The organism is Sporosarcina sp. P13 (assembly GCF_002743055.1).
In the GTDB taxonomy this organism is placed as follows: Bacteria; Bacillota; Bacilli; order Bacillales_A; family Planococcaceae; genus Sporosarcina.
Genome location: NZ_PDYM01000051.1, coordinates 1 through 19,174, shown reverse-complemented (window position 1 = coordinate 19,174; position 19,174 = coordinate 1). Strand labels below are relative to the sequence as shown.

Below are 19,174 nucleotides of genomic sequence, written 5' to 3'. Positions count from 1 at the left end.
ATACGTGAGACTCGCAAGCGGTGAAGCTGACGCGGCAATCCGTCGCTCATCGTTCTTCGCAGCCCGAACACGGAAGTTAAGCTCGTGCGCCGATGGTAGTTGGGGGTTTCCCCCTGTGAGAGTAGGACGTTGCTAGGCACGCGAAGCCATTCCTTATGGGGAGTGGCTTTTTTGTAGTCTTTCTAAGCCTTGAAGTAAGTAAATGAAACTTAAGCTATAGTTAAAACAGGATATTAGGTTTATTAATGAAAGTCAGGTAAAGTGAATAAAAGAAATGAGGAGGTCTTGTATGACATCTATTTATGATTTTACTGTGCAAACTACTGGAGGAGAGCAACAATCCCTACGGCAATACGAAGGACGTCCAATGATAATTGTAAATACAGCGAGCAAATGTGGCTTTACGAAACAGTTTAAAGAACTCCAGCAACTATATGAGAAGTACAAAGATCAAGGGTTAGTAATAATTGGCTTCCCGTCCGATAACTTCAATAATCAAGAGTTCGATAATATAGATGAAACATTGGAACTTTGCCAAGTCAACTATGGTGTCACCTTCCCTATATTTGCAAAGCTAGATGTAAAAGGAGACAGTGCAGATCCTTTGTTTACCCATTTAGTGGATCAACAAAAGGGGATGTTGACAAGGGAGATCAAATGGAACTTTACGAAGTTCTTAGTAGACAGCAACGGTCAAGTAGTTGAGCGATTTGCACCACAAACAAATCCATTAAAAATGCAAAAGTCACTTGAAAAGTTATTTAGCGAATAATAAGAATTATTAATTCGCACATATGTAACTTGACACGTCTCATTGTCGCTGATAACCTTTTAATAATCTTAACTGACAATAGTTTATCCTAGGAGGCAAAAAGTAAATGTGGGAATCAAAGTTTTCTCGTGAAGGTTTGACGTTCGATGATGTATTATTGGTGCCGGCTGCATCTGATGTGTTACCAAAAACCGTGTCGTTATCTGTAAATTTAACGGATCGTATTAAGTTGAATATTCCTATTATTAGTGCTGGAATGGATACAGTAACAGAATCCAAGATGGCTATTTCAATGGCTCGTCAAGGTGGAGTTGGAATAATCCATAAGAACATGAGCATTGAGCAACAGGCCGAGGAAGTTGTAACGGTAAAACGTTCAGAGAATGGCGTTATTAAAAACCCGTTCTTTTTAACTCCTGAACATCAAGTATTTGATGCAGAACATTTAATGGGTAAATACCGAATCTCAGGTGTACCCATCGTCAACAATATGGAAGAGAAGAAGTTAGTCGGTATTTTGACTAATCGTGACTTGCGCTTCATCCAAGATTACTCCATCATTATTGATGAAGTAATGACAAAGGAAAATTTAGTGACGGCACCAGTTGGAACTACACTTGAAGATGCCGAGAAGATGTTGCAGCAATATAAGATTGAAAAACTTCCTATTGTAGACGATAAAGGAATTCTAAATGGCTTGATCACAATCAAGGATATCGAGAAAGTAATCGAATTCCCGAATGCAGCAAAAGACCAAGCAGGACGTCTGTTAGTTGGCGCGGCTGTTGGAGTTACGACAGACACGTCTGTACGCGTTGAGAAGCTTGTCCAAGCAGAAGTCGACATTATAGTCATAGACACTGCACACGGCCATTCTAAGGGTGTTATTGACACAGTTAGAGCAATCCGTGAAAAATATCCGGAACTTACGATTGTTGCAGGTAACGTTGCAACAGGAGAAGCCGCAGAGGCCCTTTATGAAGCAGGTGCTGATGTTGTGAAGGTAGGGATTGGTCCCGGATCTATTTGTACGACACGTGTAGTAGCAGGTGTTGGGGTACCTCAAATCACTGCTATTTATGAGTGTGCGACAGTTGCACGTAAATATGGTAAAACAATTATTGCTGACGGTGGAATCAAGTATTCTGGAGATATCGTTAAAGCATTAGCTGCGGGCGGACATGCGGTTATGTTAGGAAGCTTACTTGCAGGTACAACAGAGAGTCCTGGAGAGTCTGAAATCTTCCAAGGGCGTCGCTTTAAAGTGTATCGTGGAATGGGCTCTGTAGCAGCTATGGAAAAAGGATCTAAGGATCGTTACTTCCAAGAAGATGCAAAGAAGCTTGTACCTGAAGGCATTGAAGGTCGTATGCCTTATAAAGGGCCACTTTCCGACACGATTCACCAATTAGTAGGTGGTATTCGTGCAGGAATGGGTTATTGCGGTTCAAAAGATTTGGAAGCTCACCGTGAAAATGCGCAGTTCATTCGTATGACAGGCGCTGGTTTGCAAGAGAGTCACCCACATCAGGTGCAGATTACAAAAGAAGCACCTAACTATTCTGTCCGTTAATCATTATATATCTAGCAGTCACAGAAGTAATTATACTTCTACGACCACAACAAAAAGCATCTCTTCGCCATTTTCCATGGGTGAAAAGGTGTTTTTTTGTCGCAACGATACATCATGTTGTATGAATATGGTACACTGATTTTTGATATGATCACGACGGGGGTATATTGAGTGAAAAAAGTAACAAGAAGATGGTTGGCGGCATGGATGGTGCCGGTGATGTTGTTGACGATGATAGGGGTTGTACCTACTGCAAATGCTGAATCTTCACTAGGCATTCGTGTAGGTGGAGCAATTTTATTGGATGCAGACAGTGGAAAAGTTTTATATGAAGAAAATGCGGATCAACCGCTGGGCATTGCAAGTATGACGAAGATGATGACGGAATACTTGATGTTTGAAGCGATAGAAGAAGGCACGATTACTTGGGACCAACAGTATCGAGTCAATGGCTACACTTATGCTATATCGCAAGATCGTCGTTTGAGTAATGTTCCACTTCGCCGTGACGGTACATACACGATTCGTGAACTATATGAGGCAGTCGCAATTTATTCTGCCAATGCAGCAACCATTGCGATTGCAGAGACCATTGCAGGGACTGAAGCAGAGTTCGTGCACTTAATGAATGAAAAAGCAAAAGAACTTGGATTGACTGATTACAAATTCGTTAACTCTACGGGATTAAATAATGAGGATCTACAGGGTATGCATCCAAGCGAGTTTGGGGAAAAGGATGAGAATGTTATGCCCGCGCGTTCTGTTGCAAAGATGGCGTATCACTTATTAAAAGATTATCCAGAAGTATTAGATACAACGAAAATTAGCAAAAAGGTATTCCGTGAAGGAACATCTGACGCTATCGATATGAAGAACTGGAACTTCATGCTACCGGGTTTGATTTACGAATATAATGGCGTTGATGGCTTAAAGACAGGCACTACAGTGTTTGCGGGTCATTGCTTTACAGGTACAGCTATTCGTGATGGTAAACGAGTGATTGCCGTTGTTATGAATGCTGTAGATGATAAAGGTGTCGGCTCGTATGAAGCACGTTTTGATGCAACACGTTCTTTATTTGATTATGGTTTTAGTCAGTTTTCGGAAGTTGAGTTGTTACCGAGAGGGTATCAATTCAAAGGACAAAAAACATTAGGCGTTTTAAAGGGTAAGGAAAGACAGGTAACAATTGAGACAAAAGAGCCGGTTAGTATGTTAATTCGTAATAGTGAGAAAAAGGACTATGTACCGCAACTGATACTTGACGAGAAACTCGTTAAGAATGGTCAGATTAAAGCACCTATTGAAAAAGGAACAGTTATTGGACATGTAAAATTAGTGAAAAAAGACGGTACTGACCTTGGTTTTATCGATGGGAAAGTAGCGGGTACAGAAGTTGTTACAACTGAAGGCGTGCAGAAGGCAGGATGGTTCTCTTTAACTATAGGCGCAATTGGTGATTTCTTCTCAAATGCTTGGAACAGCTCTACTGGTTTTGTTAAAGGCCTCTTTAATTAATGAAATGCAACGGACCTATTCGTTAGGTACCGTTGCTTTTTTTATATTCCAGACGTGTAATAGCTTATTTACACCCATTCTGATCTCATCTTCAGATAATCCACCGAAGCCTATTAGGAAGGATGGTACTGAGTGAACGTGAATGACTCTATATGTGTTCAAACCACGCAGTTTAATTCCTGCATCGAGTGCTAGCTCTAGCAATTCCTTTTCGGTTCTTTCCGTGTGTACATGCAATAAAATATGCATACCAGCCTCATCGCCAGAGAATGTAATTATTGGTTCGTATGGCTTGATGATGTCTGTTAGAATTTGCATTTTTCGTCTGTAAATCTTCCGCATACGATTCAGATGGCGAGAAAACTGTCCGTCAGCCATAAAGCGCGCAAGAATGTGCTGATCGATTCTAGGTACCGAAGATGAAAAAGGGATGAATGCCTGTCTATAGACTTCTAGGAGTTGTGGTGGAAGCACCATATAGGCAATTCGCATTGAAGGCATAAGAGACTTCGTGAACGTACTGAGATAAATAACGTTTTCTCCTTTGTCCATTCCTTGTAAAGATGGAATAGGACGTCCATGATATCTGAATTCACTATCATAGTCGTCTTCAATAATGAAAAAGTTAGAATTAGACGCTGCCCAGTTTAAAAGTGCAGTTCTACGCGCCGCAGAGAGCACTGTACCGGTCGGGAACTGATGTGAAGGGGTTACATAAGCAATGGTCGCATCCGTCCCTTGAAGGGCCTTCACGTCAAGTCCTTCTTGATCAACAGCAATTGGAATCGTCACACCGTTACTTTCTGAAAAGGCATGACGCGTCATTAAGTATCCAGGGTCTTCAATCGCATAACGTGCTTGTTCGCCAAGTATACGGATAATCAGCGGCAATAACTGCTCTGTTCCAGAACCAATGATAATTTGCTCGGGTATGCAGTCTACTCCCCGCGAGTGATATAAATAACGTGCTATTTCTTGGCGTAACTCTGGATCACCATGTGGATCGCCTAGTAGCAATAGATGTGCATTTGAGGGATCCATCACATCACGTGCATACTTTCGCCAAGCTATGAAAGGAAAGTTCACCGTATCCACGGTATTTGCTGAAAAGTCATAGTGAATAGGTTCAGTAACCTTTTCTTTGGCGACAGGGGTAGTAGACTTTATCGGTTGTACATACGCTAGCTCTTCAATTGCTTGTACATAGTATCCTTTGCGGGGTTCTGCCGCAATGAAACCTTCTGCCGTTAATTGATCGTAAGCCATTTCAATGGTCGTCTGACTAACACTAAGATAATCCTCTAATTGACGTTTCGACGGTAATTTCATTCCAACAGGAAACTTTCCATCGATAATGTCCTGCTTAATTTGATTGTATATTTGCTGATAGAGTGGTGTATGTATGTTCTTTTGAAGCTCAATAAAAATCATATCCATAGATAGTCCTCCAACTGACCACCCCTAATATTATGAAACTGATCATTTTAATGTGGTCAAATTCAATTATACTGAAAATATCAAAAAGGAGGAAGAAAAATGAATTTTAACTATGGTGGCGTCATTATGGACGTAATTAATGCAGAGCAAGCAAAAATAGCAGAAGCAGCAGGTGCAATCGCGGTCATGGCACTTGAACGTGTACCTTCAGATATACGGGCAGCGGGTGGCGTTGCGAGAATGGCAGATCCGAGAATTATTGAAGAGGTACAGCGCGCTGTTTCAATTCCGGTCATGGCGAAAGCGCGTATCGGGCATATTTCCGAAGCTCGTGTTCTGGAGTCTATGGGAGTCGATTATATTGATGAAAGTGAAGTACTGACTCCTGCAGATGATGAATTCCACTTATTAAAAAGTGACTTTAGCGTGCCATTCGTCTGTGGAGCACGGAACTTAGGAGAAGCCGCACGTCGTTTAGGAGAAGGTGCAAAAATGCTTCGTACAAAAGGGGAGCCTGGAACGGGTAATATTGTAGAAGCTGTACGTCATCTACGTATGATCAATGCACAGGTTAATAAAATTGTGCATATGAGCAAAGATGAATTGATGACAGAAGCACGTGACTTGGGCGCACCTTACGAAGTGTTGCTAGCTATTAAGGAAGCGGGACGTCTACCAGTCGTCAATTACTCTGCCGGCGGCGTGGCAACACCTGCAGATGCAGCATTAATGATGGAGCTTGGAGCAGATGGTGTCTTCGTCGGATCTGGAATTTTTAAATCAGATAACCCGGAAGCATTTGCACGTTCCATTGTACAGGCAACAGCGAACTATCAAGACTATGCTTTAATTGCAAAGCTTTCAAAAAATATTGGAACACCTATGAAAGGCTTGGAAATATCAAAGCTTGCAGAAAGTGAATTGATGGCTAATCGCAGTTCATAAGTAGTAAAGATCGCTATGGAGGGCTACCCGTCCATAGCGATTTTTAGTATACAACACCTTCTCCTTCCGTAGAACTTGTCAATGCTTCAAGTTTGTAGTATGGTATATCTAATTTCACATATATCACGATGATAGGAAATAGTAGCGACAGTGTTTTTTTTAGAGAGCCAGCGTGTGGTGGAAGCTGGTAAAAACGGTTGTGAATCCATCCTGGAGTAGCAGAACTGAAGTTAGTAGGTTCCTGCCGGTAGTTGAGCCGATATCTCAAACAAGTGGATTGGGAAACCAATCAATTTGGGTGGCAACGCGGGTAGTTCTCGTCCCTTCTATAGGGGATGGAGGGCTTTTTTTTACGTTTAAAACAAAAGCGGAGGACGCTGTTTGGTCTCGACAGGCGTTGGAGGACAAGCAATAAAGGCGCACTTTGCCTTTACTGCTTGTCTGAAACGTCCCAAGAGACTGGCGTCCGGAGCTAGCCGAAACAAAAGCGGAGGACGTTGTGATAGAGTGATTTAACGGTATAAAGTAATTACAAGGAGGCAGATGGCATGTTAGATAGTAAATTATTACGTGCAAATTATGAAGAAGTGAAGGCAAAGCTCAGTAAACGTGGAGAGGATTTAACCGACTTTGAAAAGTTCGGTGGGTTGGACGAGAAGCGTCGTGCGATTCTTTCGAAGGTAGAAATTTTAAAAGCGGAGCGTAACGAAGTATCACAGCAAGTAGCACAGATGAAACGCAACAAAGAAAATGCTGACGACGTCATCGCAAAAATGAAGACAGTTGGCGAAGAGATTAAAGCATATGATACGGAATTATCAAAAGTAGAAGAAGAGCTAAACTACGTGCTTATGCGTATTCCGAATATCCCACATGATAGTGTACCCGTGGGGGATAGTGAAGACGACAACGTGGAAATTCGCACATGGGGTGAGCAACCGACGTTTGATTTCGAACCAAAACCGCATTGGGAAATTGGAACAAACTTGCAACTTCTAGACTTTGAACGAGCTGCAAAAGTTACAGGTAGTCGATTTGTGTTCTACCGCGGACTAGGTGCAAGACTAGAACGTGCATTGATCAGCTTTATGCTTGATCTTCATCAGGACGAGCATGGTTATGAAGAAATGCTACCACCGTATATGGTCAATCGGACAAGCCTAACAGGTACAGGACAACTTCCTAAATTTGAAGAAGATGCATTCCTAATTGAAGAAGAGGACTACTTCTTGATCCCTACATCTGAAGTGCCGGTAACAAACTTCTATCGCGATGAAATTTTAGATGGTGCAAAACTACCGATTGCGTTTACAGCATACAGCACGAATTTCCGTTCAGAGGCTGGATCAGCAGGTCGTGATACACGAGGCTTGATTCGTCAGCATCAGTTTAATAAAGTAGAACTCGTACGTTTCGTAAAGCCTGAAGATTCTTATGATGAACTAGAGAAGCTAACAGGCCACGCAGAGCGTGTACTTCAATTGTTAAACTTGCCGTACCGTGCATTGAAGATGTGTACAGCAGATTTAGGATTTACAGCTGCTAAGAAGTACGATCTAGAAGTATGGATCCCAACACAAAATACGTATCGTGAAATTTCTTCTTGTTCAAATTTTGAAGATTTCCAAGCGCGTCGTGCATCTATTCGTTTCCGTCGTGAGGCAGGTGCGAAGCCGGAATACGTTCACACGTTAAACGGTAGTGGACTAGCAGTAGGTCGTACAGTGGCGGCGATATTGGAAAACTATCAACAAGAGGATGGTTCTGTTGTAATTCCAGAAGTACTACGTCCGTATATGGGTGGAAAAGAAAAAATCGAAGCACCAAAATAATAGCAAAAGAAGCTAGTCAGCAAAGAGTTACCCTTGTTGGCTAGCTTCCTTTTTAGCTTGTTTACGCTTTTCACGTAGTGCACGGAAGAAGTCGGTTAGTAACTGTCCACACTCTTCTGCCAATACACCTTCCGTTACATCACATTCGTGATTGAAGCGGGGATCATTGAGCAAGTGATAAAATGTATGGACACATCCACCTTTAGGATCCCGTGCTCCATAAACAACGCGGGGAATACGTGATTGTAGAATGGCACCTGCGCACATCGGACATGGCTCTAGTGTTACATATAGAACCGTATCCTCCAATCGCCAGCTACCTATTTCTTCACAGGCTAACTGGATGGCTGAAAGTTCAGCGTGTGTCACAGCGTTTTGTGAAGTTTCACGTAAGTTATGCGCACGTGCAATAACTGTATCATCATGAATAATGACTGCACCAATTGGAACTTCTGCAAGGGCAGCTGCTTTCTGTGCTTCTTCTATTGCTAATTTCATATAAAATCGATCGTCTTTTTGCATACAGTCCACTCCTTACAAATAGTCTATCATGCAAAACGTCAAAATCAATAAGCTTAATGTTCCACGTGAAACAGTAGAACTACTTTAGATATTTTAAGTAGTCAATTATGAGATATGGTAAAATAGAACGTGCAACTAGATCGGAAGGGTGAGTGCCACGTGTTTGTTCCATTCATAGCTGTAGAAGGTCCGATTGGTGTAGGGAAGACCACATTAACCACGGCAATTGCCGAGACTTTTTCATATCAACAACTACGAGAAATCAGTGGTGAAAATCCTTTCTTAGATCAATTTTATAAAGATAAAGAAAAGTGGAGTTTCCAGACAGAGATGTTTTTCTTATGCAATCGCTATGAACAATTAAAGCAAATCAATAAAGAGTATATCTCTGCTGGCACAGCCGTCGTAGCAGATTATCATATATTTAAGAATATACTGTTTGCACAGCGGACATTAGAGGCAACGGATTTTGTGAAATACAAAGAAATTTATCGTATTTTGACAGCGGGGTTGCCGATGCCTAATATCATTATCTCATTGTCTGCGACATTACCAACCTTACAGCAACGTATTGATAAGCGGGGGCGCCCCTATGAAGCTGACATGGACCCTGATTATTTACTACAGTTGTCAGCGGACTATCAATGCTATATACCTGAATTTGAGTTAGCGCACCCAGAAATTCCGGTCATTCATATTAACGGAGATCAAATGGATTTCGTGCACAACCCGGCGGATATGAATATTATATTGAAGCAAGTACGTGAGGCTGTGCAGAAAGGGTTTGAAGCATAATAGAATCACATGATATACGACCCGTCATTTGTTTAGATATTGAGGAGTATGATTTACTAAATAGCGAAGAGGATATCGATCAAATTATTGAGAAAGTAGCTTCAGTTATGCAAAAAGAGACGGCACCCTGTAAGTGAGGGATACCGTCGTCTGTTTTAATGTACTGGAACCTCAGAGAAGAATTCTTGGTATAATTCGCGAAGGACAATGTTTTCATCTTTTTCATGAATACCGAAAACTAAACTAACTTCAGAAGAACCTTGATTGATCATTTCGATATTCGCACCCGTTCGTGCAATGGCAGAAGTAGCACGTGCAGCTAAACCTCTCGTGTGGCGCATTCCTTCTCCGACGAGTACAATCATGGAATAACCACGTTGGAAGTGGACATCGTCAGGATGCAACTCTTGCTCAATACGGTTGATGATACGTGCTTCTTTTTCATCTGTTAAGTGCTCGTCGCGAATAATAACGGACAAGTTATCAATTCCTGATGGTGCATGTTCGTAAGGAATTTCCTCCTCCTCAAGAATTTGTAGCAAGTGACGACCGAAACCAATTTCTAAGTTCATCAAGTATTTATCGACGAACAATGTAGAAAAACCATTATCTGCTGCTATTCCGACGACGGATTGTAATTTGTGATCACGATTACGTACAATCATCGTTCCAGGAGCACTTGGATTATTTGTATTCTTGATGCACACCGGTATTTTATGACGGAAAGCAGGAACTAATGCTTCTTCGTGGAATACTGAAAAACCTGCATAAGCCAATTCACGCATTTCACGATACGTCATCGCATCAATGGCACGTGGATTTTCGATAACTGTAGGGTTGGCCGAAAAAACGGAATCAACATCCGTGAAGTTTTCATAAAGTTCTGCATTTGTTGCAGCCGCTAGAAGTGCACCCGTAATATCCGAGCCACCACGGTTGAATGTGCGCAATGTACCGTCTTCCGTATAACCAAAGAAACCTGGGAATACGATAATGCCTTTTTTATCACGCAATGTACAAAGCTTTTCATTTCCTTCAGGTAATGCACGTACACGTTCAGGTCGGTGATTGACGAGTAAGCCACCATCACGTGGATCGACGTATTCTGCTTCCACACCAATATGCTGGAAGTAAGCTGCAATCATTTTAGCATTATTATCTTCACCGGCAGCTTTTAGGCTGTCTACATAAAGAATTTCGTCGGTTTGATCTTTATTCAAGCGTCTGATTAAATCTTGCTCAATTACTTGTGCGATATTCTCGTCTAATCCGAGTCCTTCCGCAATCTGTTGATAGCGTTCGACAACTTTTTCTAGAGCCTCAGTAGTGTCTTTACCTGCTAATGATCTGTCTGCTAATGCAATTAGTAGGTCTGTCACTTTGATGTCTTCTGAAAAACGCTTACCGGGTGCTGAGACTACAACAATTTTACGCGAGGGGTCAGACATAACAATATCAACGACTTTACGGATTTGTTCTGCTGTTGCGACGGATGTGCCGCCAAATTTACAAACTTTCATTATATATCAGATCCTATCTACATTTGAGTTTATATTTCTATTATTTTAGAAGATTTCTGAAAATGGGTTGTTATTAAAGCTGGAGTTCTCTATAATTGTCCTTATGCGAAGAACGATTGTTTTTTCATAGTGTACATATAGTTAGGAGAATCGTCAAATGAAAAATGAAATTAATATCGGTTTATTGGGCTATGGAGTGGTAGGAAGCGGCGTAGCAACTATATTGCATAATCATCAAGTTGACTTGCAACATAAGCTTGGCGTTCCTGTTTCGATCAAGAAAGTTGTCGTCAAAGATTTAGATAAAAAACGTAACGGCGTCATTCCAAAAGAAATGTTCACCACTTCATTAGACGAAGTACTCAATGATCCTGAAATCGATTTGGTTATCGAAGTAACAGGCGGTTCGTCTGACGCAATACGACGTTCACTAGAAGCGGGTAAAGGTGTTGTGACAGCGAATAAAGACGTAATGGCTGAGTCAGGGCCAGAGTTATTGAAGCTAGCGGATGCAAAAAAATGTGACTTGTTGTATGAAGCGAGTGTGGGTGGCGGTATTCCGTTAATCCGCACACTGGAAGACGGACTGGCTTCAGATCGTATTACAGCATTGACTGGAATTGTAAATGGAACGACTAACTTTATTCTAACAAAGATGAAGCATGAAAATAAGACATATAAAGAAGCATTGGCTGAAGCAACTGAACTAGGATTTGCAGAGGCAGATCCTTCGGCTGACGTGGACGGTATTGATGCAGCGCGTAAAATGGTCATCCTAGCCTCATTATCTTTCTCTACAGAAGTGCATCTTGATGATGTATTTGTCCGTGGTATGAAAGAGATTAAAGACGGGGACTTAGAGTTGGCTGAACAATTTGGCTATACGATTAAAATGGCCGGAACTGCGAAGAAGGATGACGACGGGATTGAAGTAGCAGTAGAGCCTGTATTTTTCCCGAACTCTCATCCACTTGCAACAGTAAACAATGAATTTAACGCTGTTTATGTTTACGGGGATGCAGTAGGTGAGACGATGTTCTATGGACCGGGTGCTGGCTCCTTGCCAACAGCTACATCTGTAACAGGTGATGTTGTGGCAGCTTGTCGCAACTTACTACTAGGCGTCAACGGTAAAAGAATGCACGCACCGCAGTTTGAACGTAAAGTGAAATCGGATGATCAAAAGTTCGCCCGCTATTTCCACCGTATTACTGTACGAGACGAAATCGGTGTATTGACTGAGTTGACTTCAATCTATAGTTACCACAAAGCAAGTTTGGCAACAGTTGTACAAGATTCAGAACTGCAGGATGAAGGTGCAGACTTAATCTTCATCACACATAAAATTTCACGTCAACAGCATTTAGATATTTTAGCAGACTTAAAAGATACACCAGCGGTTATTGACGTTTTGAGTCATTACCGAGTGGAAGGAGAATAATACAACATGAGAAGATGGAATGGTTTAATTGAGGAATATAAAGAATGGTTACCAGTAACAGAGAATACACCGGCACTAACTTTGCAGGAAGGGAATACACCACTGATCCACCTTGAAAACTTATCCAAGCAGTGGGGCATCAATCTTTACGTGAAGACAGAAGGAACAAATCCTACGGGTTCATTTAAAGACCGTGGGATGGTAATGGCGGTAGCAAAGGCAAAGGAAGAAGGTAAAACGGCATTAATTTGTGCATCAACAGGTAATACATCTGCTGCTGCGGCTGCATATGGTGCGCGTGCGGGTATGCGTACAATTGTTGTTATTCCGGAAGGTCGTATTGCGCTTGGTAAATTAGCACAGGCGAAAATGTATGGAGCTGAAATCGTAGCGATCGAAGGAAACTTTGACGAAGCACTCCGCATGGTACGTGAAGTCGGCGAAGGTAAAATTGCATTAGTAAACTCGGTTAACCCATACCGTCTAGAAGGACAAAAGACAGTAGCATTTGAAGCGATTGAACAACTAGGAAAAGTTCCTGACATTTTTGCATTGCCAGTAGGTAACGCAGGAAATATTTCGGCAGCGTGGAAAGGTTTCAAAGAATATGCGGAGAAAAAAGGCACAAGCACACCGAAACTATTAGGCGTTCAAGCTGACGGTGCGGCTCCAATCGTTTATGATCGTGTATTCGATGAGCCGGAAACAGTTGCAACAGCAATCCGTATCGGAAACCCTGCAAGTTGGCATTTAGCAACACAAGCACTTGAAGAATCAGGAGGCGATATTTTATCTGCGACAGATGAAGAAATTCTAGAAGCATACCAGTTGCTAGCTGCAACAGACGGAATTTTCGCAGAGCCTGCATCATGTGCAACGATTGCGGGTATTAAAAAACGTCTAGATGCTGGTTTGATTGAAAAAGGAACGACGATTGTCGGGATTTTGACAGGAAACGGCTTGAAAGACCCTGAAACTGCAATTAACGTCAACTCGCATAAACCATTGATGACAAATGAACAATTTGATAACTTCTTGAGAGATTTGAAAGAGGGGAAAGAATAATGACAGAAGCCGGTTTTTTAGTAACCGTACCAGCCACAACGGCAAATCTCGGACCCGGCTTCGATCATTTAGGTCTTGCCCTTTCACTTACGATGACAATAGAAGTAACAGACGCATCTAAATGGGAAGTAAAGTATAAGGATAAGGAATACGCTGAGATTCCGACGGATGAAACGAATTTGATTATACAGACCATAAAAAAAGTAGTGGCAACGTACGATCAAGTTATTACACCGCAGAAGCTAGTAGTTTCATCTGATATTCCATTAGGTAAAGGTCTTGGCAGTAGTGCAACGGCAATTGCCGCGGGAATTGAGATTGCCGGTGAATTAGCAAACTTGCAGTTAACTTCGCGAGATAAGCTTCGTATCGGCAGTGAGCTCGAAGGACATGCTGACAATGTTACCGCCGCTTTGCTTGGCGGACTGACTGTTTCTTACTTTACCGAAGATGAAATGGATGTACTAACATTCCCGGCGCCTCCAATTGGTGTCGTGATCTTAGTACCTCCAGTAGCTTTGAAAACTGAAACTTCGCGTGGATTGCTTCCGGAACAATTGGCGCACAAGGAAGCGATTAAAGGTAGCGCAGCAGGTAGTGTAATGACTGCTGCAATTGCGCAAGCCGACTGGGTGACAGCTGGCCGTATGATGGAACGTGATGTTTTCCATGAGCCGTACCGCAAAATTGGATTCCCCAATTTTGACGACATTCGGCTAGCTTGTCATGAAATTGGAGCGTATGGCATGACGATTAGCGGCGCAGGCCCTTCTCTTTTCATCGCTGTACCACCAAATACTGAGAAACAAGTAGCGGCTTCACTTAGTCAGCTTTTCCCGCATTACCAAGCAATCGCACTACAACCAGCAGAGACAGGTGCAGTTATAACAAAATAAACAGCGTCCGGACAATTAGTCCGGACGCTGTTTTGCTTTTTAAGCAATAAAAAAACGTTACATCGAGTAACGTGTGCTGTCAAAAATATGGCGGAGGAAGAGGGATTCGAACCCCCGCGGGCTTTAACACCCCTGTCGGTTTTCAAGACCGATCCCTTCAGCCGGGCTTGGGTATTCCTCCGTATCAGACAAGTAATAATATATCATGTATTTTAAAAGACGTCAACCATTTTTATTTAGTTTTTCATTTCCCCTATAAAAAGGTGTTAGCAATAGACACTTAACAAATCGATGATCTGAACGATCGATGCATAAGAAAATAAGACTTTACGTTTAAGAAAATAATAATTAGCAGTCCAACGACAATGGTGGGCAGACAATCACAGTATACATGCAAACTTCAGGGATTCGGAAACTCGGCTTGAACGCATTTGCCTTCATCATTTCAACATCTCACTTTCTGTATACTTTAACAATATGAAAATAGATCACCAACAAAGCGTAGATATTATTTGATTTTTATTATGGAATCTGTATAATAAGAAATGCCGTGCTAGGTGGGGAATTAGCGGTGCCCTGTAACTTGCAATCCGCTCTAGCAAGACTGAATTCCTTCTCGAGGCTGTCCGTATTGTAGGGTCTGCCTTTTGCACGTAGTGTTGACGTCTGGGTCCTGCGCAATGGGAACCCATGAATCATGTCAGGTCCGGAAGGAAGCAGCATTAAGTGGACTCTCTCATGTGCCGCGGGGTAGCCTAGGCCGAGCCAACGACAAGAGTAGCGCTTATGTGCGGCAGTCGAAGGAAGGTGCACGGCTTTAATTGAACAATTCACTCGTCCGTTTTATAACGGGCGAGTTTTTTATGTCTGGGAAATGGTGTATACTTCGGAAGAGAGCGTATTCAATTATGAAGGGGAGCGGTTTGCAATGTCTGAGAAGAAAATGAACGTTGAGAGTTTTAATTTGGATCACACGAAAGTAAAAGCACCTTATATACGATTAGCGGGAACTTCAGAGGGCCAAAACGGGGATAAAATCTATAAATACGATATGCGTTTTTGTCAGCCGAATAAAGAACATATGGATATGCCTTCTATTCACTCACTGGAGCATATGATGGCGGAGTTCAGTCGTGACCATTCAGATAAAATTGTTGATATCAGTCCGATGGGGTGTCAAACGGGCTACTATTTAGCGGTAATTAATCACGAAGACTATGAAGATATTCTTTCAATTGTAGAGAAAACATTAAACGACGTATTAGTAGCGACAGAAGTACCTGCGTGTAATGAAATGCAGTGTGGTTGGGCAGCAAGCCATAACTTAGAAGGCGCTAAGGAATTGGCTCGTAATATGCTAGCAAAAAAAAATGAATGGACGGAAGTTTTTGCTTAATACGTTCAAGTGATTTGGAAGCCATTCTATCTATATTCGTGTTACAATTAAAGAACTATACAAAATGCAGAAGAGGGGGAAAAGCGGTTGATTTATCAAGCATTATATCGGGCGTATCGACCACAGACTTTTGGTGAAATGTCTGGTCAGCAAGCCATCAAGCAAACACTGCAAAATACCCTTCTTCATCAGAAAACAACGCATGCGTATTTGTTTTCAGGACCGCGTGGAACAGGGAAGACGAGTGCGGCAAAAATATTTGCCAAAGCGCTGAACTGTGAGAACGGCCCGGCGGCAGAGCCGTGCAATGAATGTGAAACGTGTAAAAGTATCACAGAGGGCTCGAATACCGACGTGACGGAATTTGATGCGGCTTCCAATTCGCGCGTAGAAGAGATTCGGGATATTATTGAACGTGTCCACATAGCTCCCTCTAACGCTCGCTTTAAAGTGTATATTATTGACGAAGTGCATATGCTCTCTAATTCGGCCTTTAATGCGTTGCTAAAAACATTGGAAGAACCACCTGCCCATGTTGTATTTATCCTAGCGACAACGGAATCACATAAATTACCACTGACAATTATTTCAAGGTGTCAACGTTTCGACTTCAAACCGATTACGGCAGCGGAGATCATGGAACGTATGCGCCAAGTGCTAGACGACATTAATGTTAACGCTGAAGATGGTGCGTTGCGTGCAATTGCTCAAGCAGCTACAGGTGGTATGCGCGACGCACTCAGTATGCTCGACCAAGCGATATCGTTTAGTGGGGATGAATTAACAACTGAGGATGCTTTACTTGTGACCGGAGCGATAGGGGAAGAAATCTTTTATCAACTTGCGCAAGCGATTCAAGCAAAAGACGCGGGAGCCGCCCTTTCACTACTGCATCAATTGATTGCAGAAGGAAAAGATGTTGGCCGGTTAGCGGAAGATATGATTACGTTTTTCCGAGATATGTTGTTGCTCGGTACAGCACCTGAGCTAACGGATTTACTAGAATTGATTTCTAATGGAGAGCAATTCAAAGAGTTGGCTCAAGCGTTTCATTCCGATGAACTGTACCGATACATTGATATTCTGTCAAAAACGCAGCAAGAGATGCGATTCTCTAATCACGGGAAGGTCTATATCGAATCTGCCCTCTTGAAAATGATTCACTCTGGTAATCAACAGGTCACAACTGCTGCAGTGGACCCTGAAATGGCGCAGAAACTTGCTGTCTTGGAGCAGACTGTCAGGCAACTGCAACAACAGTTAGCTTCAGGGACTGTACAACAAGCCGCAAATGAACCTCAAACACCTGCTCGTCGGGCGGCTTCAGCAGCTTCTCGATCTGCCAAAGTACCAACTGGTAAGATTGTAGAAGTACTGAAAGCTGCAACAAAGTCTGATATCCAGATGATTCGAGAGCAGTGGGCAGGTATGATGCAAAGTTTACAACGTTCTCATGCAGCTTTATTAGAAGAGACTGAACCAGTTGCGGCATCTGAGATCGCTTTTGTGTTAAAGTTTAAGTATGAAATTCATTGTCTTATGGCTTCTGAGAATGCCACATTGCAAGCTGGACTGTCCGATGCATTGTTACAGCGTACAGGAAAAGCCTACGAAGTGATTTATGTCTCAGAAGAGAGCTGGTTAGAGGTACGTCAAGATTTCATCCGAAAAAATGGTTTGGGCAATCAAAAAGGTCAAGATGCTTCTCAACAATCAGATATTGAACAACCGGCTTCAGCGTTTATGGAAGAAGCCACATTTGAAGAAGCAGATCCACTCGTAACAGAGGCGGAAAAGTTATTTGGAAAAGATTTCATTACAATAGAAGAAGAGTAAACTACTAAGGAGGAATTATACATGCGTGGAATGGGAAATATGCAAGGTATGATGAAACAAATGCAGAAGATGCAAAAGAAGATGGCAGAGGCTCAAGAGAAGTTAGGTGAAGAGCGGATGGAAGGCACAGCTGGCGGAGGTATGGTGAAAGTAATCGTATCCGGCCACAAACAAGTCTTGGAAGTTATCATTAATCCAGAGGCAGTAGATCCAGAAGACGTGGAGATTCTACAAGACTTGATCGTTATCGCAACAAATGAAGCAATCGCGAAAGCTGAAGAAATTTCGAACTCCACAATGGGCCAATTCACTAAAGGAATGAACTTGCCTGGGATGTTCTAGGAGGCTATATAATGCATTACCCTGAACCAATATCTAAATTAATGGATAGTTTTATGAAATTGCCAGGTATCGGCCCCAAAACTGCGGGTCGTCTGGCGTTTTTTGTATTAAGTATGAAGGAAGATACAGTGCTTGATTTTGCTAAAGCGCTAGTCGATGCAAAGCGTAATTTACAGTTTTGCTCAGTGTGCGGACATATTACAGATATTGACCCTTGTTATATTTGTCAGGATCAATCACGTGATCGTTCAACGATTTGTGTAGTGCAAGATCCGAAAGACGTTATTGCAATGGAGAAAATGCGGGACTACCGCGGCTTATACCATGTTCTCCAAGGTGCGATCTCTCCTATGGATGGTATTGGACCGGAAGATATTAACGTACCTTCATTGTTAACTAGATTGCAGGATGAAGAAGTGCAAGAACTGATTCTCGCTACGAACCCTACTATAGAAGGAGAAGCAACAGCGATGTATATCTCGCGCCTTGTTAAACCATCAGGCATTACTACGACACGCATAGCGCACGGGTTACCGGTTGGTGGCGACTTGGAGTACGCGGATGAAGTCACACTTTCGAGAGCACTAGAGGGGCGTCGGGAATTGTAAGTCGTGCTAACTGTTAAACGACATCTAATGAAACTAATGTATAAGTGAACTAATCTTCTACAGTAACGCATATAGATAAGTATCTATAGAAGAAAGGGCGTTTTCTGTGAGGATTTTAGTGATAGTCGCATTAGGAGTTGTTTCATTAATTTTACTAAGCATGAGTAGAACAACCTTAGAAAAGAACATGGAGCGCTTATCTGTCTTCTGGTTTCGGTTAGCTTTTGCTTTCTTTATACTATTCCTAATGAACATAGCAGGTGGGTTTATTGGGATTTATGTACCGGTTAACATTGCGTCAGGCGTCATTTTAGCGGTCTTGGGTATACCAGGATTCGCGGCACTATGCGGTTTCGCCATTCTTTTTTAAAAAGAATGGTGAAATAGCTTGCAATCTACATAAACGGGTGTTATATTAATAAGCGTCGCATTGAGCAGTTGCGGAAACATTGTTCTTACTAAGAAAAAACTTTTTAAGAAAAGTGTTGACAACAAGATGGCGATTTGGTATTATTAAAAAGTTGCCTCTTACGAAAGAGCAACTACATGAACCTTGAAAACTGAACAGCAAAACGTTAACGAAATAAACGTTTGTGCATCGACTCTGTCGGTGACATAAACAAAATGAGTATCTTAATTGATGCCAGCAAATGAAACTCGAGCTAATCGAATTTCT

The 19,174-nt window shown here is 42.2% G+C and carries 17 protein-coding genes, 1 tRNA gene, 1 other RNA gene and 1 other annotated feature; of the genes, 15 read left to right on the top strand and 4 right to left on the bottom strand.

What is annotated here, in order from left to right; translation table 11 throughout:
* The first annotated feature begins 289 nt into the window (after positions 1 to 289).
* The 3 genes from CSV79_RS15595 (at position 290) to CSV79_RS15585 (ending at position 3,863) form a co-directional block, all read left to right on the top strand.
* Positions 290 to 772, top strand: a complete 483-nt coding sequence (locus CSV79_RS15595; RefSeq protein WP_099689969.1) for a glutathione peroxidase — start codon at positions 290 to 292, stop codon at positions 770 to 772.
* 106 nt (positions 773 to 878) lie between these two features.
* The gene (gene guaB / locus CSV79_RS15590) at positions 879 to 2,345 is read left to right on the top strand and encodes an IMP dehydrogenase (protein ID WP_099689968.1); all 1,467 of its coding nucleotides are present in this window, start codon (positions 879 to 881) and stop codon (positions 2,343 to 2,345) included.
* A gap of 171 nt (positions 2,346 to 2,516) precedes the next feature.
* Positions 2,517 to 3,863, top strand: coding sequence for a serine hydrolase (locus tag CSV79_RS15585; protein ID WP_099689967.1), 1,347 nt, complete (start codon positions 2,517 to 2,519; stop codon positions 3,861 to 3,863).
* A 15-nt stretch (positions 3,864 to 3,878) separates the two neighbouring features.
* Here the strand turns inward: CSV79_RS15585 and pdxR are convergent, their stop codons facing one another.
* Positions 3,879 to 5,300, bottom strand: a complete 1,422-nt coding sequence (gene pdxR, locus CSV79_RS15580; RefSeq protein ID WP_099689966.1) for a MocR-like pyridoxine biosynthesis transcription factor PdxR — start codon at positions 5,298 to 5,300, stop codon at positions 3,879 to 3,881.
* 99 nt (positions 5,301 to 5,399) lie between these two features.
* On the opposite strand from pdxR, the gene pdxS reads away from it, so the two are divergent.
* On the top strand, positions 5,400 to 6,245 hold the full coding sequence (pdxS, locus tag CSV79_RS15575; protein WP_099689965.1) for a pyridoxal 5'-phosphate synthase lyase subunit PdxS: 846 nt from the start codon (positions 5,400 to 5,402) through the stop codon (positions 6,243 to 6,245).
* A 119-nt stretch (positions 6,246 to 6,364) separates the two neighbouring features.
* Positions 6,365 to 6,573: a binding site (T-box leader), on the top strand.
* 220 nt (positions 6,574 to 6,793) lie between these two features.
* A complete protein-coding gene (gene serS, locus CSV79_RS15565) occupies positions 6,794 to 8,077 on the top strand; it encodes a serine--tRNA ligase (protein WP_099689963.1) in 1,284 nt (427 codons plus the stop codon).
* 27 nt (positions 8,078 to 8,104) lie between these two features.
* Here serS and tadA read toward each other — a convergent pair whose 3' ends face one another.
* The gene (gene tadA, locus CSV79_RS15560; RefSeq protein WP_099689962.1) at positions 8,105 to 8,599 is read right to left on the bottom strand and encodes a tRNA adenosine(34) deaminase TadA; all 495 of its coding nucleotides are present in this window, start codon (positions 8,597 to 8,599) and stop codon (positions 8,105 to 8,107) included.
* Between the two features lie 159 nt (positions 8,600 to 8,758).
* On the opposite strand from tadA, the gene CSV79_RS15555 reads away from it, so the two are divergent.
* A complete protein-coding gene (locus tag CSV79_RS15555) occupies positions 8,759 to 9,394 on the top strand; it encodes a deoxynucleoside kinase (protein ID WP_143560594.1) in 636 nt (211 codons plus the stop codon).
* A 155-nt stretch (positions 9,395 to 9,549) separates the two neighbouring features.
* Here CSV79_RS15555 and CSV79_RS15550 read toward each other — a convergent pair whose 3' ends face one another.
* Entirely contained in the window at positions 9,550 to 10,914 is a 1,365-nt protein-coding gene (locus CSV79_RS15550) for an aspartate kinase (RefSeq protein WP_099689960.1), read from the bottom strand.
* A 157-nt stretch (positions 10,915 to 11,071) separates the two neighbouring features.
* On the opposite strand from CSV79_RS15550, the gene CSV79_RS15545 reads away from it, so the two are divergent.
* From CSV79_RS15545 to thrB, 3 genes are read left to right on the top strand one after another with little or no spacing between them, the layout of a single operon-like run.
* The gene (locus CSV79_RS15545; protein ID WP_099689959.1) at positions 11,072 to 12,355 is read left to right on the top strand and encodes a homoserine dehydrogenase; all 1,284 of its coding nucleotides are present in this window, start codon (positions 11,072 to 11,074) and stop codon (positions 12,353 to 12,355) included.
* A gap of 6 nt (positions 12,356 to 12,361) precedes the next feature.
* On the top strand, positions 12,362 to 13,420 hold the full coding sequence (thrC, locus tag CSV79_RS15540; RefSeq protein ID WP_099689958.1) for a threonine synthase: 1,059 nt from the start codon (positions 12,362 to 12,364) through the stop codon (positions 13,418 to 13,420).
* Positions 13,420 to 14,316 (top strand): homoserine kinase, encoded by an 897-nt coding sequence (gene thrB, locus CSV79_RS15535; protein ID WP_099689957.1) that lies wholly within the window; start codon positions 13,420 to 13,422, stop codon positions 14,314 to 14,316. Before thrC ends, thrB begins: the two co-directional genes overlap by 1 nt.
* Before the next feature lie 88 nt (positions 14,317 to 14,404).
* Here thrB and CSV79_RS15530 read toward each other — a convergent pair.
* Positions 14,405 to 14,497, bottom strand: a tRNA-Ser gene (locus CSV79_RS15530).
* A gap of 367 nt (positions 14,498 to 14,864) precedes the next feature.
* Between CSV79_RS15530 and ffs the strand changes: the two genes are divergently transcribed.
* The 6 genes from ffs to CSV79_RS15500 all read left to right on the top strand — a co-directional run bounded on the left by ffs (position 14,865) and on the right by CSV79_RS15500 (position 18,868).
* An RNA gene (gene ffs, locus CSV79_RS15525) (signal recognition particle sRNA large type) lies at positions 14,865 to 15,131 on the top strand.
* Positions 15,132 to 15,244: 113 nt separating this feature from the next.
* Complete coding sequence (locus CSV79_RS15520) at positions 15,245 to 15,712, top strand: S-ribosylhomocysteine lyase (RefSeq protein ID WP_099689970.1); 468 nt, start codon at positions 15,245 to 15,247, stop codon at positions 15,710 to 15,712.
* 87 nt (positions 15,713 to 15,799) lie between these two features.
* Positions 15,800 to 17,548, top strand: coding sequence for a DNA polymerase III subunit gamma/tau (gene dnaX / locus CSV79_RS15515; RefSeq protein ID WP_099689956.1), 1,749 nt, complete (start codon positions 15,800 to 15,802; stop codon positions 17,546 to 17,548).
* 21 nt (positions 17,549 to 17,569) lie between these two features.
* Positions 17,570 to 17,890: a YbaB/EbfC family nucleoid-associated protein gene (locus CSV79_RS15510; RefSeq protein WP_099689955.1), complete on the top strand. Its 321-nt coding sequence runs from the start codon at positions 17,570 to 17,572 to the stop codon at positions 17,888 to 17,890.
* 11 nt (positions 17,891 to 17,901) lie between these two features.
* Entirely contained in the window at positions 17,902 to 18,498 is a 597-nt protein-coding gene (recR, locus tag CSV79_RS15505) for a recombination mediator RecR (RefSeq protein ID WP_099689954.1), read from the top strand.
* Positions 18,499 to 18,604: 106 nt separating this feature from the next.
* Positions 18,605 to 18,868 (top strand): pro-sigmaK processing inhibitor BofA family protein, encoded by a 264-nt coding sequence (locus CSV79_RS15500; protein ID WP_233201472.1) that lies wholly within the window; start codon positions 18,605 to 18,607, stop codon positions 18,866 to 18,868.
* The last annotated feature ends 306 nt before the right edge of the window (positions 18,869 to 19,174 follow it).